The organism is Geofilum rubicundum JCM 15548 (assembly GCF_000974365.1).
GTDB classification, from domain to species: Bacteria; Bacteroidota; Bacteroidia; order Bacteroidales; family Marinilabiliaceae; genus Geofilum; species Geofilum rubicundum.
This window is the reverse complement of record NZ_BAZW01000037.1, coordinates 26,246-41,535: the sequence shown is the minus strand read 5'-3', so window position 1 is coordinate 41,535 and position 15,290 is coordinate 26,246. Positions and strand designations below refer to the sequence as shown.

General features: G+C 43.6%; 19 protein-coding genes. 8 read left to right on the top strand and 11 right to left on the bottom strand.

The window, feature by feature from the left end; translation table 11 throughout:
* The first annotated feature begins 367 nt into the window (after window positions 1–367).
* A complete protein-coding gene (locus JCM15548_RS14380) occupies window positions 368–1,729 on the top strand; it encodes an MATE family efflux transporter (protein WP_062126799.1) in 1,362 nt (453 codons plus the stop codon).
* A gap of 19 nt (window positions 1,730–1,748) precedes the next feature.
* Here the strand turns inward: JCM15548_RS14380 and JCM15548_RS24305 are convergent, their stop codons facing one another.
* From JCM15548_RS24305 to JCM15548_RS14360, 8 genes are all read right to left on the bottom strand, one after another.
* Window positions 1,749–2,225, bottom strand: coding sequence for a UDP-N-acetylmuramate dehydrogenase (locus tag JCM15548_RS24305; RefSeq protein WP_227625882.1), 477 nt, complete (start codon window positions 2,223–2,225; stop codon window positions 1,749–1,751).
* Window positions 2,226–2,347: 122 nt separating this feature from the next.
* On the bottom strand, window positions 2,348–2,566 hold the full coding sequence (locus JCM15548_RS24300) for an FAD-binding protein (protein ID WP_227625881.1): 219 nt from the start codon (window positions 2,564–2,566) through the stop codon (window positions 2,348–2,350).
* A 232-nt stretch (window positions 2,567–2,798) separates the two neighbouring features.
* Window positions 2,799–3,578 (bottom strand): CpsD/CapB family tyrosine-protein kinase, encoded by a 780-nt coding sequence (locus JCM15548_RS24295; RefSeq protein ID WP_227625880.1) that lies wholly within the window; start codon window positions 3,576–3,578, stop codon window positions 2,799–2,801.
* The gene (locus tag JCM15548_RS24290; protein ID WP_227625879.1) at window positions 3,575–4,903 is read right to left on the bottom strand and encodes a GumC family protein; all 1,329 of its coding nucleotides are present in this window, start codon (window positions 4,901–4,903) and stop codon (window positions 3,575–3,577) included. Before JCM15548_RS24290 ends, JCM15548_RS24295 begins: the two co-directional genes overlap by 4 nt.
* On the bottom strand, window positions 4,849–5,172 hold the full coding sequence (locus JCM15548_RS24285; protein ID WP_227625878.1) for a hypothetical protein: 324 nt from the start codon (window positions 5,170–5,172) through the stop codon (window positions 4,849–4,851). Before JCM15548_RS24285 ends, JCM15548_RS24290 begins: the two co-directional genes overlap by 55 nt.
* A gap of 102 nt (window positions 5,173–5,274) precedes the next feature.
* Entirely contained in the window at window positions 5,275–5,706 is a 432-nt protein-coding gene (locus JCM15548_RS24280) for a glycosyltransferase family protein (protein WP_227625877.1), read from the bottom strand.
* A 2-nt stretch (window positions 5,707–5,708) separates the two neighbouring features.
* Complete coding sequence (locus JCM15548_RS24275; protein WP_227625876.1) at window positions 5,709–6,035, bottom strand: glycosyltransferase; 327 nt, start codon at window positions 6,033–6,035, stop codon at window positions 5,709–5,711.
* A gap of 4 nt (window positions 6,036–6,039) precedes the next feature.
* On the bottom strand, window positions 6,040–6,984 hold the full coding sequence (locus JCM15548_RS14360; protein WP_227625875.1) for an MraY family glycosyltransferase: 945 nt from the start codon (window positions 6,982–6,984) through the stop codon (window positions 6,040–6,042).
* A gap of 441 nt (window positions 6,985–7,425) precedes the next feature.
* On the opposite strand from JCM15548_RS14360, the gene JCM15548_RS14355 reads away from it, so the two are divergent.
* The 4 genes from JCM15548_RS14355 to JCM15548_RS14345 are packed head-to-tail and all read left to right on the top strand — an operon-like array spanning window position 7,426 to window position 12,258.
* The gene (locus tag JCM15548_RS14355; RefSeq protein ID WP_062126788.1) at window positions 7,426–8,220 is read left to right on the top strand and encodes a polysaccharide biosynthesis/export family protein; all 795 of its coding nucleotides are present in this window, start codon (window positions 7,426–7,428) and stop codon (window positions 8,218–8,220) included.
* A 9-nt stretch (window positions 8,221–8,229) separates the two neighbouring features.
* Window positions 8,230–9,804, top strand: a complete 1,575-nt coding sequence (locus JCM15548_RS14350) for a GumC family protein (protein WP_227625874.1) — start codon at window positions 8,230–8,232, stop codon at window positions 9,802–9,804.
* On the top strand, window positions 9,804–10,628 hold the full coding sequence (locus JCM15548_RS24270; RefSeq protein WP_227625873.1) for a polysaccharide biosynthesis tyrosine autokinase: 825 nt from the start codon (window positions 9,804–9,806) through the stop codon (window positions 10,626–10,628). Before JCM15548_RS14350 ends, JCM15548_RS24270 begins: the two co-directional genes overlap by 1 nt.
* The gene (locus JCM15548_RS14345; protein WP_227625872.1) at window positions 10,573–12,258 is read left to right on the top strand and encodes a hypothetical protein; all 1,686 of its coding nucleotides are present in this window, start codon (window positions 10,573–10,575) and stop codon (window positions 12,256–12,258) included. The genes JCM15548_RS24270 and JCM15548_RS14345 overlap by 56 nt, the downstream gene beginning before the upstream one ends.
* A 5-nt stretch (window positions 12,259–12,263) precedes the next feature.
* Here JCM15548_RS14345 and JCM15548_RS14340 read toward each other — a convergent pair whose 3' ends face one another.
* The gene (locus JCM15548_RS14340; protein ID WP_062126805.1) at window positions 12,264–12,827 is read right to left on the bottom strand and encodes a WcaF family extracellular polysaccharide biosynthesis acetyltransferase; all 564 of its coding nucleotides are present in this window, start codon (window positions 12,825–12,827) and stop codon (window positions 12,264–12,266) included.
* Between the two features lie 163 nt (window positions 12,828–12,990).
* On the opposite strand from JCM15548_RS14340, the gene JCM15548_RS21745 reads away from it, so the two are divergent.
* The 3 genes from JCM15548_RS21745 (at window position 12,991) to JCM15548_RS24265 (ending at window position 14,330) form a co-directional block, all read left to right on the top strand.
* A complete protein-coding gene (locus JCM15548_RS21745) occupies window positions 12,991–13,143 on the top strand; it encodes a hypothetical protein (RefSeq protein ID WP_157482786.1) in 153 nt (50 codons plus the stop codon).
* Window positions 13,144–13,422: 279 nt separating this feature from the next.
* Window positions 13,423–14,205, top strand: coding sequence for a DMT family transporter (locus tag JCM15548_RS14335; RefSeq protein WP_227625871.1), 783 nt, complete (start codon window positions 13,423–13,425; stop codon window positions 14,203–14,205).
* The gene (locus JCM15548_RS24265) at window positions 14,163–14,330 is read left to right on the top strand and encodes an EamA family transporter (RefSeq protein WP_227625884.1); all 168 of its coding nucleotides are present in this window, start codon (window positions 14,163–14,165) and stop codon (window positions 14,328–14,330) included. The genes JCM15548_RS14335 and JCM15548_RS24265 overlap by 43 nt, the downstream gene beginning before the upstream one ends.
* 7 nt (window positions 14,331–14,337) lie before the next feature.
* On the opposite strand, the gene JCM15548_RS24260 is transcribed toward JCM15548_RS24265, so the two are convergent.
* Entirely contained in the window at window positions 14,338–14,838 is a 501-nt protein-coding gene (locus JCM15548_RS24260) for an EamA family transporter (RefSeq protein WP_227625870.1), read from the bottom strand.
* A 92-nt stretch (window positions 14,839–14,930) separates the two neighbouring features.
* Window positions 14,931–15,227 carry a DMT family transporter gene (locus JCM15548_RS24255; protein WP_227625867.1) on the bottom strand — a complete coding sequence of 99 codons (297 nt, stop codon included), beginning with the start codon at window positions 15,225–15,227 and terminating at the stop codon, window positions 14,931–14,933.
* Window positions 15,228–15,290 lie beyond the last annotated feature (63 nt).

Below are 15,290 nucleotides of genomic sequence, written 5' to 3'. Positions count from 1 at the left end.
TTAGAAACTTTTCAATTATCCCTAAATTTTTATATATGAAACATTAAAAAAAATTCTACTTCAAAATATTTTAAAATTCTTTCAAAAATTTTGACCAGCTTTCATAATTTCATTACAGATTACAAATTTTTTATTTCTATTTTATTTTTTTTCTACTACTAGATAATTTTAAAAATATATTGAATTAATTAACACTTACATCAATACATTTTACACATACTTATTCAATAACCTTTATACCCTTGTAATGAGAACCTTATAAACTGCATGCGTTTAAAGCAGACTATTATGAAGAAATTTCTGATGCTTGTATGAGAAGGTTTTCACAATAATCAGGCATCTTTGCGTTTTAAAAGTCGCATCATTCATGGCCAATTATTTTTCCATTTTCCGTCCCCACTACAAGTCAAATTTTGCGTTAGCCTTGCCCGTCATGCTATCTCAGGCCGGACAAATGATTGTTGTGCTGGCCGATAACATTATGGTGGGTCAGCTTGGAGCTACCGAGCTGGCAGCGGTTGCCCTGGCGAACAATATTTTTGTGGTGGGAATGATGTTTGGGATTGGTTTGGTAACGGGACTTACCCCCTTGGCTGGGAAAGCTTTCGGGAGCAATAACAGACCCGAAGCCGCCAATTGGTTTAAGCAGTCGATGTATACCCATCCGGTAATGGCACTCCTTCAAACGATTCTAATGGCCCTGGTGGCTCTGGCCATCCCCTTCATGGGACAGCCTGAGGAAGTCGTGAAATTAGCCATACCTTATTATATGCTATTGGTGGCGTCCCTCCTGCCCTTCCAATTCTTTTTCATATTTAAACAGTATGCCGAAGGCCTGGGCAATACCCGCATTGCCATGATTATAACCCTCAGTGCCAATATTCTCAACATCTTTCTCAACTACCTCCTGATCTACGGCAAAGCAGGATTTCCGGCCTATGGCATCATGGGTGCAGGCTATGCCACTCTCATTGCCAGAGTAGTTATGCCCATGGCATTCACCTACCTCTATTTTAAATTGGATTTTTTTAAGCCCGAAAGAACGCACTGGAAAATGATCCGCTTCAATTTCAAGCAATCGCTTCGGATGCTTAGGGTGGGATCTCCCATTGGCGGACAATACATTGTTGAAGTGCTCACCTTTAGTCTGGGAAGCATTATGATGGGATGGATTGGAGAGAAAGAGCTGGCTGCGCATCAGATAGTGATGAGTCTGGTAACCCTGACCTATATGATTTCAGCCGGATTGGCTGCGGCCACGACCGTTAAAGTCAGTCATTTCAGAGGGGCCGGCCAAATAACAGGAATGAATCGCGCCTTTTACGCCTCCCTGCACATGGTGTTGGTATTTATGTTTGTGAGTTTAGTGACCTTTTTGTCGTTTCGCTACAAAATCCCCGGGTTCTTTGTGCCCGATCAGGAGGTAATAGCTATTGCAGCCGGCTTAATGTTTGTCGGCGGGCTATTCCAGTTGTTTGATGGCATTCAGGTCATTTCGTTGGGTGCCCTGCGTGGCATTGAGGACACCAAAATTCCCATGATTATGCTGATCATTGCCTACTTCCCCATTGCCTTGCCGGTAAGTTATGTGGCAGGCTTTGTGTTAAACCTGGGACCACAGGGCATCTGGTTGGGTTATATGGTGGGACTGATGCTGGTAGGGGCTCAATTGCTGACCCGATTCAGATGGAAAGTCAAGAAACTCATGCTGAGCGAGCAATCTAAATAAGTGGAGATCGGGTCACCTCCTATTCAACCACATTGACCTCCCGCTGCAATGTAATATTAAATTTATACCTGATATCTGCTTCAATGGCTTCCGCCAAAGTCAAAATCTCTCGCCCCGTAGCATGGCCCTTATTGATAAGGACCAAGGCCTGATTTTTGTGAACGGCAGCATTGCCCAGCGACTGCCCTTTCCATCCGGCTTTTTCGATCAACCAGCCGGCAGGTATCTTCACCCTGCCACTTTCTGGCATGGTATAGAAAGGAACCTCCGGGAAATCAGCCTGAACAGCGGATAGAACGGAAACATCCACCATCGGATTCTTAAAAAAGCTACCGGCATTGCCAAATACTCCGGGATCGGGTAATTTCTGTCTTCTAATATCCACGATGCACTGCCGCACATTCCGGAGACTGGGTTCTCCCAGCATTTCCACAGCTTCACGCACATTGCCGTAATCCAACAAAAACCGGGGAGACTTATCCAGTCGTAAATACACGAAAGTAAGAACAACCTTGTTTTTTAGCTCATTTTTAAAAATACTGTCACGGTAAGCAAAATCACAAGCAGCATGATCTATTGAAAAAGGTTCGCCACTCGCCAGATATACCCCTTCCGCTTTTACAAAACATCCTTGAACTCCACCCCATAAGCGCCAATATTCTGTACCGGAGCAGCTCCAACATCCCCGGGAATCCAGGACAAATTCTCTATACCGCCAAAATTATTACGCACGCTCCATTCGACCAGAGCATCCCATTCAACCCCCGCTCCTACTTTAACCACCACAGAACGGGCATTTGTTTCAATAACCTCCATGCCCATAATGGCAGAGTGCAAAACAACGCCTTATAGTCGCCCAAAAACAAAAGATTGCTGCCTCCACCCAACAATAAGCAATCATGGGTTTGCAATAAGGGGTCGACCAGAATTTGCAGCAACTCCTCCAGTGAAGCGTATTCAAAGAAATATTTAGCAGTTACATCCAGTCCGAAAGTATGGTGTTTTTTTAAAGGGTAATTCTCAAACCTGTTTATCATTGATCCGCAATTACAAAACGACAGTTAACAAACTAATTAAAATATCCGGAGGAGTAATACCCATAGCCCTTTCGGGTTGTAGTGACATCATTCAGAACCACACCAATACAACTGACCTTTTCCGCAATCAGGTTGGACAGTGTGATGGCAAAATGCTCCTTCTCCGTCACTCCCGCACGAACAACAAACAGATGACAATCGGCCATATCCATCAGCAAACGTCCATCAGAAACCAAACCGACTGGTGGGGTATCTAAAATAATAATATCAAAATTTTCCCGCAATTGCTTAAATAACTCAGACGTTTTAGAAGATGTAATCAATTCCGAAGGATTGGGGGGAATGATGCCGGCCGGAATGACAAATAAATCTTCCTGATCAGTGGGTTTAACAATGTCTTCAAAAGCCACCTGTCCAATCAAAAAATTGCTGATTCCAGGCAAGTTGGATAACTCGAAAATCTCCGACAAACGTGGCTTGCGCAAATCGAAACCTACCAAAGCCGTTTTCTTTCCGGATATGGCAAACACCGAAGCCAGATTCACCGCACAAAAGGTCTTACCATCCCCTGTATTGGTAGAAGTAACAGAGATGACTTTACCCGGATTTTGCGAAAGCAAAAACCGGAGCCGGGCCCTCAGGGAACGAAACGACTCCGCAATAACAGAGTTGGTCTCTGTCAAAACGACATTGTCGATATTATCACGACTGCGCATAATCTCCCCGACAATAGGGGTATCTTTAAAGAGCCCGTCAATGTCTTCCCTTCCTCTGACTCGGGTATTAAACAGCTCTTTTAAAGCGATGATCAAGCCGGAATAATCAAACCGGCCATTAGTCCCTTACTGTAATTGCTTCTTTCTGTGGGCGAAATAGGACCACCTACAGATGCCTGATCCAGCACCTCATTATCAGGCACATTGGAGGCTTTGGCAATTTGCATTTCCGAACTTTTTTGAAGCAAAAAAGTGTATATGGCATCATTGAGTTTATGGGTCCTTTCCATGGCCAGGAAGTCGCGCTCCAGCTCGGGTAAATCCCCTATTTGGGCCGTGAGTTTGGATGTTTGACGTCCTATTTCTACCTGCTGCATCCGGATACTCTCCATTTGCTTTTCTATGGCCATTAAGAGCGTTTCCTGCGACAGGGCAATCTTCTTTTCCAACTCTACCTGGTAGGGATTGCTGTTTCCTGCCTGGTTGGCTATCAAACTCTGCTCCTGAAGCAAGGCCAGATGATCGCGCACAAATTGCTGAACAATGGCAGCTGGTTCACTGGAAAAAGCCGGCAACAAATAATCACTTTCCTCCAGGTTGTTTTCAACCAATCGGCCCTTAATATCCTCAAAATATCCATAACTCACTTCCAGCATCCGCCTCTGCTTCTCCTGCTCAAAAAACTCTTCAGACAGGCGGGACGACATTTCAGACGGCATCATAAACCGGTTTTCCCGCCTGAAGTCCATCAACTTTTGCTGGGTCACTTTAAGCGTGTCAGCTACCTGAACCAATTGCCGTTGAATAAACTCAATGGATCGGTTGGCCATATCATTTTTTCGTTCCAGGTTATTAATGATGACCTCTTCGGAAAAAGTATTCAGAAACTTAACCAGCTTTTGAGGTTGTTGTCCGGTCGTAGAAATAAAAATGATGGAAGATCCTTCGCGGTAGGGAGAAACCGATAAAGAGGACCTGAATCCGGAAGCAATCGCAGAATGTGAATTAAACCGAAACATATAACTTCCCGGCTCCGGTAAGCGTCCTTCTACCGGTGCTTCAAGGGTAAATGAAAAATAGGGATGTTCCACCTGCTCGCCTACAGAGACCACCCCGTCGAAACTGACTGGTCCGGAATAACCGCTATTTCGGGCAGTCTGGTAGATGTGCAGGTGCCCGCCTTCTGATCTGACAGACAATTCAATTTGACCATCGGGAAGCACGGTCGCCTCAAAATTGGTATTCAGCAATTGCGGGTGGATGGAATCAAACCGGACGATGAAAGGCAATGGATCGTATATTTCCGTATCTTTTAACCGACCTTTGGAATAATAAGACACACCAAAATCCAGGCGATTAATGGCTCTCAATACCATGGCGTGACTGCGAATAATGAAACTCTGGTTTTCGAAGCTCCGCATTTCAGGCGAGAGTCCAAAGCCTCAGTCAGCACAGAATTGGAAAAACTCCGTTCCTGATCCACTTTAAAAATCATGGTAATGGAGGCCCGGTAAACAGGCACAGTGTAACGGTGATATATCCATGCGGTTCCCAATCCTATGGGGACGAAAATGACAAATAGATACCAATTGCGAATTATCAGCCGAATAATTTTTCTGATATCAGAAAAACCATCATTCGATATATTTTTACCGGGCATTTGTCCGGGTTGGTTGACAGGGATGGCCATGCCTGTTATAGTTTATAGGATGATATTAAAATGACTGCCTGAAAATTCATGGAACATCAGGCTAGCGAATCTAAAAAAAAAATGTGATAATCCGGCATCTAATTACATTTCACTTGGTTTAGGGGATAAAAACTGCCCAACCTTGCTCAAATTTTTGCGGAGGAGCGTAAAAATACCGCCGACCTGGTTGCCTCTCATGGCCCGATAATCCTCACGGGATTTTTGAATAATGTTTTTCAGGCTCTTATTGCTCGCACCGCCTGTCGCCATAAGCACCATGACTTCAGGCAAATATTTTACCGACACGTCATCTGCGTTCAATAACCGTAGCAGCCAATCGTAATCAGCTGATATCTTATAAGAAGTATCAAAGAAGCCAACTTTGGGAAGGAGCGAACGTCGGAAATATACGGTTGGATGCGGTGGCATCCAGCCTTTTGAAAGGAGTTGAGGATCAAAGTGACCACTTTTCCAATGTCGTAAAACCCTTAGCGGGACAAAAGATGTCACATATTGTAAATCCCCGTACAGCACATCTACCCCCTATCTTCAAAAATATTCATTACCTTTTGTAAGACCCTTGAATGGGCAAAACGGTCGTCGGCATGCAAAAAACCCACCACATCCCCCGTGGCCTTTCGCAAGCCCTTATTCATGGCATCGTAAATACCCTTATCGGATTCACTGACCACCATCGTCACCACATCGGGATATTTTCTCAACATTTCCCGCGTCCCGTCGCTTGACCCACCGTCAATAATAATGTATTCCAGATCCTTATATTGCTGTTGCTCCACCGAAAGGATGGTTTGTTCCAAAGAAGAACAAGCATTATAAGTAACCGTAATTAAAGATAGAAACATAAGCTTATTTATGAAGGGAGCGCTCGTTCAATTTTCTGGAACGCATTTTCCGCAAGCGGTACCGGATGGCCAGGGAGGGCAAGTGAAAAACAACCAAGCCAAGAATCATGTTAATGGATAACAATTTAATGGTGCCCAAATCTCTCAGCCAATAAGAAAGTAGGATGAATATTACATTAACGGAGCCCAACAACAGGGCCACCTGAATGTGAGAAAACCCTAAGGTCAGCAATCGGTGATGAATGTGGGTTTTGTCGGCCGCAAAAGGCGATTGCCCCTTTGATAAGCGAAGAAAAAACACCCGAATGGTATCAATCACCGGAACAATAAGAATGGCAAGTGCCACAGCCGGGGCGGAAATCATGGTAAACCTGAGGGCTGGTCTAAGGGGTTCCACATTGTATTCCATAAAACGAATGCCAAAAACAGCCACAATAAAGCCGATAAGAAGTGAGCCGGTATCCCCCATAAATATCTTTTGGGATTTTGAAAGCACATTGAAATAAAGAAAGGCCAGCAAGGCGCCATTGACAATGGCGCCCAACACAGGCAACACCACCTCTCCATTGATGTAAAACCAAACGGAAAAACCAGTGATACTGACAATCCCAGTTATGGCTGCCAATCCATCCACACCATCAATCAGATTGAATCCATTCACAATAAAGACCAAAAAAAGCAAGGAAAAAGCAAGACTCACAAAATAATCCGGCCGCAAACCAAAAAAGCCATGAAAATCGGTAATACGTAAATCCCCGAATCCAACAATGATCAGTGCGGCTATCACTTGCCCCATCAGCTTCATAATGGGTGCGGTAACCATTATATCGTCCTTAATTCCAATGGAAAAGATAATGAGTAAAGAAGGTATGAGATAGGGAATAGCGCGGTAATCAAACCAATCGAGATAAAACGAATAGGTAAAGAGGATGCCAAAAAATATGGCCAACCCGCCCAGGGTAGGGACTCTTCCTTTATGTACCGACGCTTACCGGGTTCATCAAATAAATTCTTGGAGTAAGAAACTTTTAAAATCGTTGGGATGGACATAAAAACAAGAATAAAGGATACCAATCCTCCCAAAACGATTTGAAAAACCACATTGTAGTCTACCATCATACTTTCTAAATATCTAGTCTTCGCAAGCTAAGGTTGTACTGTTCTTGATGTAATCCAATCAAAGACAGAAAAATAATCAATATTTCACAGGTTATTTTCATGACAAAATTAACAAAATTCAAAACTGATTAAAACATATAATTAATAAATTAATGTAATAGTGCCTTGAATTAGTCAAATGCTTTCAGATTTTTAAAAAGAAAGTCTAAATTTGTAAGCATTGAATAAAGACCAAGGCCTTTAATCGTACCAAACCTTTTCAAATGTAAATATGCAATCAATAATAAATAAAAGTAGCCGAACCTCCCTTCTGTTAATATTTCTGGTAATTATCTTTAATGGATGTATTCCTCAAAAAGAAACGGTCTATTTTCAAGACCTGGATGATCGGCGGGGTTATGAAAACCCCTATGGAGAGTTGGAAACCATCACCGAATTTTACCTGCTTAAACCCAATGATGCTTTATCCATAAGGGTTACCACTTCCAACCCCAAATTGTCAGAGTTTTTTAATATGGGCATGGGCAACCAGTCGAATGCAGCTACCAGCCAGTCGCCCCTTTACACCTATCCCATTGACGACCATTATAACATAGACTTTCCTTTTGTCGGACTGATAAATCTGGAGAATTGTACCCGTAAGGAAGCAACGGAAAGAATCAAGCTGGCCCTTCTGCCATTTGTAAGTGATGCACAGGTGACCGTGCGCTTAGCCAATCCATCCTTTATTGCATTGGGTGAGACCAACAGCCGGGGCCGTATTAGCATGGGAAAGGAACAGGTAACCATATATGAAGCCATTGCATTGGCAGGAGATGTTCGCCCATTTGGAAAAAAGAAACAGGTAAAAATCATTCGGCCAACAAAGGATGGCTCAGAAACTTTTCATGTGGATTTAACAGACAATAACCTGCTCAATTCAGACCGATATTACATTTATCCCAATGACATTATATACATACGCCCCATGAAGGCTAAAACCTGGGGAATTGGCGAATCCTTTTCCTTTGGCATCCTGACATCGGCCATTGCGATGTATTTAACCCTCAATGCCCTGTTTAAATAAACGCACTAAATGATTCAACCAACTCAAAACCAAACAACAAAAAATCCTCTTAAGAGTGATACGGGTACCGGATTTGTTATTGATTATAAAAAACTGCTGGCTGACACACTGCGTTTTTGGTGGCTTTTTGTCATCACGATATCATTATCGCTGTTTACGGTATATATGATTCACAGGTACGCTCAACCTGTTTACCGGGCGTCCCTGACCTTGTTGGTGGAAGAACGGGGCAGTGACAAACCTCAAAGCAATATGATGGAAGGTTTTGGATTGAGCACCGCAATGCGAAGCATCGAAAACCAAATTGCGATTCTGACCTCCTGGGAATTAATGAGAATGGCTGTCAGTGAACTGGATTTTAATCTGTCCTATTTTAAAACCGGCCGGGTTAAAAGCTCAGAACTATACGGAGGTGTCCCCTTTACGGTTCATTATGACTCAACGGCCCCTCAGCTAATCAATGCGCATATTTTTCTATCTGTCATAGACGAGCATCGGTACCGACTTAATATTGAAGCAGAATCGGGAGGAACTTATATATATGGATTACAACGTGGGGGACCTTCAACAGGCCCCATTGCCTTTAGCGAAGAATTCAGATTTGGCGAATGGGTGGAAACACCCTGGTTAAAAATAAGAATTGAAAACGATGACCTTTCAAATCCGGAAGAACGGGCTTTCTATTTCCAGTTCAACAGTCCGGATGCCTTGGCATCCACCTATAAATCGCGATTCTCGCATGGCCGTTCCAACGACAACTCCAGCATTGTCCGATTGTTTCTGACGGGCCACAACAATGCCAAAAACATTACCTTCCTGAATAAGCTGGCCGAGGTTTTTATCCGAAACAATCTGGAACGAAAAAACCAAATTGCCACCAATACCATTCAGTTTATTGAAGAACAATTGATCATTATTTCTGATTCCTTGTTGGTGAAAGGAAGTGAGCTGAGTGAGTTCAGGACCGAACACCAGATACAAAGCGTTTCAGCGCAGGCCGGTATTTACTTTTCCCGTTTAGAAAATCTGGCGGAACAGACCTCCCAAATGATGTTAACCAAAAAATATTATGAATATCTGACCAGATATTTTATTTCCGACAGTCTGTTTCAAAGCACCATTGCCCCGGCCAGTTATCCGGTTGACAATGGCATCATTACTGAACACATCAATACATTGATGGAACTCAATATGGAGCGCCAGGCGATTTCTGCCAATGCCAGTCAGAACATCTCTAACCCCTATCTGATTGACCTTAACAGCAATATGGAAGTGGCTCGCCAAACGCTCCTGAAAGCGCTCGAAAACCAAATGGCTCTTATGGATCAGGAATTGAGAAGAATTGAACAGGAGCGCAGAGAAACAACGGCCGAACTCTATCAATTTCCCGAAAAAGAACGTCAACTGTTTGGCATTGAGCGGCAATTTGATTTAAACAATGAAGTCTATACCTTTTTGCTACGGAAAAGAAGTGAAGCCCAAATCCAAAAGGCATCCAACACGCCGGATCACAGCATATTAGAAATGGCCCGTTCGGCAGGTCAGGTTTCCCCCACCGTCAACAGCAACCGCCAGAAAGCTTAATGATAGGATTGGTTATCCCCTTTATTTTCTTGTTAATCCGTCAATTACTCAACAACAAAATCTCCAATACAGAAGACATCGAAAGAATTACCCGCTTGCCGGTCATCGGACACATCATCCACAACATCAAAGAGGGAGAAAATGTGGTCGATCTTTTTCCCAAATCCATTATTACGGAGACTTTTCGAAGAATAAGGTCCCGACTGGAATACATGACCGGAGATAAAGCATGTCCCATTATTGCCATTTCATCATCCATGCCGGGCGAAGGGAAAACTTTCTGTGCCCTGAATCTTGCCAGCGTATTCGCCATCTCCGGAAAGAAAACGTTATTGGTAGGATTCGACATGCGGAAACCGGGACTTAACCGGGTGCTTAACCTGCACAACCAGGACGGACTCTCCAATTATTTAATTGGAAAAGCCAAGCTTAAAGACATCATTCAGGAAGCCAGTCCGGGCAATTTATATGTGCTTCCTTCCGGGGCCATTCCTCCCAACCCATCTGAATTGATTGGTTCGCCCGCAGCTGAAAAATTGTTTAAAGAACTCAGAGCCAATTTTGATATCATACTGCTTGATACGCCGCCAATGGGCGTAGTGGCCGACGGCTATTTATTGGCCAGATATGCAGATTCGATCATATTCCTGACGCGTCAGGGTTTTACAATTAAGGATGTGTTTGCCCATACCATTAAGCAAATGCAGGATGAAGGAATTACCAATGTAGGTATATTGATTAATGACATTCAAGTAAAAAAAGGCTTGGTTGGCTATAATTACGGATACGGTTATGGATATGGATACGGCTACTATGAAGAATAAACAAATTGCTCTGTTTTTAATCCTGCTACTGGCAGTATTAAACCCCTCAGAAATCTTTTCACAGGTATACAGCAATCACAACCATCCCGGTTATGATGCCATTACACGAGCTTTATACCAGCCCGGAGTGAACCTGCATACCTCCATAAAACCTTACCGCTTAGACCAGGTAGAAAAATACTGGGATACGGATTCCTTATTCCAACGGGGCTTGAGTAAACCATCGGGTTCACTCAATATATTTCAACGCTTTTTGCACGACGACTTTGTTAAATGGGAAGAAAAAGGCAGCAGTCCAATCCAGGTCACAATCAATCCCTATTTTAATTTTGAAGTGGGCAAAGAACAAACAGAAGCTATCAACACCTGGGTCAATACCCGGGGAGTCATGCTCAACGGACAATTGGGAGAAAACCTGGCTTTCTATGGTGCCTTATTTGAAAACCAAGCGGTTTTACCACAATATATTGACGAATATGTAGAAAAAAGAGGTTCCGTCCCGGGTCAGGGACGCGCCAAAACATTTGGGGATAACGGCCGGGATTTCTCCCAATCCACCGGATATCTGTCCTACAACGCAGGCCAGTGGATCAACCTGAAACTCGGCTTTGGAAAGAATTTTATTGGTGACGGTTACCGTAGTCTTTTGCTGTCTGACAATACATACAGCTACCCCCACATCAAAATGACCACCACCTTCTGGAAAGTTCAATACATGGTGATGGCCGCTCAGTTTCAGCACATCGACAAATTAGAACGTGCCGGTGATGAACGTTTTCCCTATAAATATGGTATATTTCACTACTTAAACTGGAACTTTGGCAACCGCTTTTCTCTCGGTCTCTTTGAAAGTGTGATTTGGGCAGCAGAAGACCAGACCGGATACCGCGGCCTCGACCTGAACTACCTGATACCTGTCGTTGTTTACCGCCCTGTAGAGTACGGGTTGGGATCTCCTGATAACGTCACCATGGGCGCCAATTTAAAGTTTATTCCATGGAAGGATGCCGCCATTTATGGCCAGTTTGTCATGGGTGAATTTAAACTGGACGAGGTTTTTAGTGGGAATAAATGGTGGGCCAACAAACAGGGCTTTCAGTTGGGATACAAAAATTATAATTTTCTGGGCATAAAAAATCTGGATGTTCAAACCGAATACAGTCAGGTGCGTCCCTATACCTATTCGCATTATTCCAGCATAACCAATTATGGGCATTTCAATCAGGAATTGGCGCACCCGCTGGGTGCCAATTTTAGAGAGAGCATTTCCTTCCTGACCTACAGGTGGAACCGCTGGTATTTGCATTTAGAAGGCATGCATGCCATTCACGGCAAGGATTTTTACGACGCCAGTCGTCCCGATGACGATCAAATCAGCTGGGGTGGCGACATCTTTGTGTCCAATATGCGCAGGTGGGATTCTCACGGACATGAAATTGGGCAGGGACTAAAAACGACCATTCAGCATGCAGCCGCCTCTGTTTCATTTCTGGTCAACCCCAAAAACAACATGAACCTGAGTCTGGGTGTCAGAATTAGAAATGCCGACAGCGATTTGGCCTCTGAAACCAATACCATGATTCATTTTGGATTCAGAACCTCCTTACGCAATTTTTATTACAATTTCTAGACCAGTTAATTGATTTGGCGATCCCGCACTTTAACGGCCGGATTGCCCCGGTATATGCCATAGGCTTGCAAATCAGAAGTGGCCACGCTCATCACCGAAAGCACCGAATGTGCGTGACAGGTAATACCTGGCCCCACCAGCGATTGCGCCCCAATCCATACGCCATCTTCCAGTACAATAGGGTCCACACGTAAATCAAAGGTTCGTTTCGAATAATCATGATTGCCATTGAGTAACATGGCCCCTTGCGACAAGCAGCAGTGTTGACCAATTTTGGTTAAGCCCAGACTGTCCAGCCAAACATTTTCACCAATCCAGGTATAATCTCCGATTTCAACATTCCAGGGGTATTTGATATTAACCCCTGGCTTAATGACCACGCCCTTCCCTATTTTGGCACCGAATAGCCTTAACCAAAACACCTTTATCCCGGATACCGGATTGAGCGGATTGATCAGGAACAGCGCATTGACTATAAACCAAATGCCCCTGACAAGGGCGCCTTTGCCTGGCCAATACCAGGAATTATCGTAAACCGACAAGTCGGTCCTGTTTTCGTTGGGATGCATCCACATTTAATTAAAATTTTGCACATCCAAATATAGAGAAAGTCGCCCGAACAAAGGATAAAAGTTAAAAAAATGTATTTAGGACAAGTTTGTCTTGTTTATATTCCATCTTATGTGTTAATTTACACATGAAACTAAAACGTACAAGCCATGGGTAATAAATATGAAAGCGAAAAAGGAGAAGTTTACATTTACACCGATCCTACTCAGACAAAAGATTCCGGCTGCAAATGCGGTGGTAATTGTGCCTGCAAATCAGGCGGCAAAGAAGAGTGCGGTTGTGGCGGAAGCTGCGATTGCAAATAAGCCATTTTAATCCTTCTTCATAAAGGAGCTGCTTCAATTTGTTACAAGAACCTGGTTATTGTAAACGATTGAGGCAGTTTCTTTTTTACATAACCAGGCGGCCAACAGAATCCTGAACACCTTACTTCAGATGATCATAGCCCCAAATGAGCCATAGCTACTCATCCCCTCATAAATTCAAAGGCCAAATTGTGTCTACAGTTAGAAAAAAGCCCCCTGTTCGTGTCATAACTACATAAAAAACCACTTTCTTTGCGCATCATAATCGATATTAAATCTCTTACTCAAGATGCGTGAATTTATAGCCGGAAATATCGGCGAATTGGCAGCATTGGCTACCGCTTTATGCTGGACCTTCACCAGCATGGCATTTGAATCGGCCGGCAAGAAAGTCGGCTCCCTTTCAGTTAATCTCATCAGACTGGTCATTGCCTTTTTTCTGCTGGGGTTTTTCACCTGGGCCACTCAGGGGCATTTTTTACCCACCGGCGTAAGCTCCCATGCCTGGTTATGGCTCAGCATATCCGGTTTGATAGGCTTTGTCATCGGCGACCTGCTCCTGTTTCAGGCCTTTGTGGTGATTGGTGCCCGTATTTCCATGCTCATGATGTCACTTTCTCCGCCATTAACGGCTTTTTTTGGATGGCTGATTATTGGAGAAAAACTGTCGCTGGCTAATTCCATTGGTATGATGGTGACCATTTGGGGGATTGCTTTGGTTATATTGGCCCGGCCACAACATGGCAAAAAAATGCAGTTTCATTACCCGCTTAAAGGAATTTTGCTGGCTTTGGGCGGAGCGGCCGGTCAAGGTTTGGGACTGGTTCTGAGTAAATTTGGGATGAAAGAACTGGATCCCTTCATGTCCACTCAAATAAGGGTGATTACCGGCATGGTCGGATTCGCCCTGCTCTTTACCCTCACCCGCAACTGGGGAAAAATATTTTCCGCAGTCAGAAATCAGCAGGCCATGCTTCGAATTGGAACGGGTGCTTTTTTTGGTCCGTTTTTGGGCGTTTCTTTAAGCTTCTGGCCATTCAGCACACCACAACAGGCATCGCCTCCACCTTAAACTCCTTAACCCCTGTGCTGATTATCCCCTTTGCCATTTTTTGGTTTAAAGAAAAAATAACCCTCAAAGAGGTGGCAGGTTCCATTCTGGCTGTAATTGGGGTCACCATCTTCTTTATTTACTAGTTCCTCATTAACCCAGCATCAAGATGATAATTCCTATCAAAATGCCGCCCAAAAAATAGGCCTTTCGACTGATATTTAACTCTTTCAGAAACAGAGCACCAAACAAAAATGAAATAATAACACTACTTCTGCGCACAATGGAGACCACCGAAATCAACGAGTCCTCAAAATCTAAGGCGTAGAAATAAAGAAAGTCGGCCATCACCAAAAACAAACCTATAAGCGGAATACTCCACCGCCAAATAAGGGGCAAGGGATGGACCATGGTTCGGCGTATTACAACGACCACTGGTGCCAAAAGCACCACCTGATAAATAGAAAACCAGGCCTGAACCGCCATGCGGTCCACACTACGAATTAAAAACTTATCGAACAAAGCACTCGTTGAAGCAAACAAAGTGCCCAATACAGCAAACCATATCCATTTGTTATTTTTAAATGAAATGCCTTCCCGCCTTCCGGTGGTTGAAAACAGATAGAAAAAAGCAAAGGTTGTTAGCAAGCCCACCCACTGAAGCAAACTTAGTGTTTCCTGGTAAATGATGATGGCCCCAAGCAGCGTCCAAACAGGAGCCGTAGCCCGAATGGGAGCCGCAATGGTCAGGGTAGATACTTCAGTGAGAAATAAGAAAAAATCCAGGAAGTCAACACAATCGAAGTCTTTAGCAAAATCAACAAATGTTCTTTCACGGTAATTTCCGGAATATATACCAGAGAACCAGCTTCAATTAAGCCGGATTTGGAAAAACCAATCAATGGCAAAAAAACAAGTGCACTGCTAAAAGTACTATACAGCAAGACCAGCCAAACTGCATTGTCGCGCAAGGCATGCTTTTTAAAAACTTCATAAATACCAAGAAAGAAAGCTGAAAATATGGTAAGGAATAACCAAATCATAACAAGTCATTATTTAATTTGCAAAAGTAGCCTTCATTTAACCAAATAAGCTATTTCAATCGT

Coding starts and splice junctions, on each gene's coding strand:
- JCM15548_RS24275 (WP_227625876.1), bottom strand. CDS start 6,035: ATGTTTCTATCTTTAATTACGGTTACTTATAATGCTTGTTCTTCTTTG.
- JCM15548_RS14355 (WP_062126788.1), top strand. CDS start 7,426: ATGCAATCAATAATAAATAAAAGTAGCCGAACCTCCCTTCTGTTAATA.
- JCM15548_RS14335 (WP_227625871.1), top strand. CDS start 13,423: ATGCGTGAATTTATAGCCGGAAATATCGGCGAATTGGCAGCATTGGCT.
- JCM15548_RS24270 (WP_227625873.1), top strand. CDS start 9,804: ATGATAGGATTGGTTATCCCCTTTATTTTCTTGTTAATCCGTCAATTA.
- JCM15548_RS24285 (WP_227625878.1), bottom strand. CDS start 5,172: ATGGCCATCCCTGTCAACCAACCCGGACAAATGCCCGGTAAAAATATA.
- JCM15548_RS24290 (WP_227625879.1), bottom strand. CDS start 4,903: ATGCGGAGCTTCGAAAACCAGAGTTTCATTATTCGCAGTCACGCCATG.
- JCM15548_RS14380 (WP_062126799.1), top strand. CDS start 368: ATGGCCAATTATTTTTCCATTTTCCGTCCCCACTACAAGTCAAATTTT.
- JCM15548_RS14350 (WP_227625874.1), top strand. CDS start 8,230: ATGATTCAACCAACTCAAAACCAAACAACAAAAAATCCTCTTAAGAGT.
- JCM15548_RS24255 (WP_227625867.1), bottom strand. CDS start 15,227: ATGATTTGGTTATTCCTTACCATATTTTCAGCTTTCTTTCTTGGTATT.
- JCM15548_RS21745 (WP_157482786.1), top strand. CDS start 12,991: ATGAAAGCGAAAAAGGAGAAGTTTACATTTACACCGATCCTACTCAGA.
- JCM15548_RS14340 (WP_062126805.1), bottom strand. CDS start 12,827: ATGCATCCCAACGAAAACAGGACCGACTTGTCGGTTTACGATAATTCC.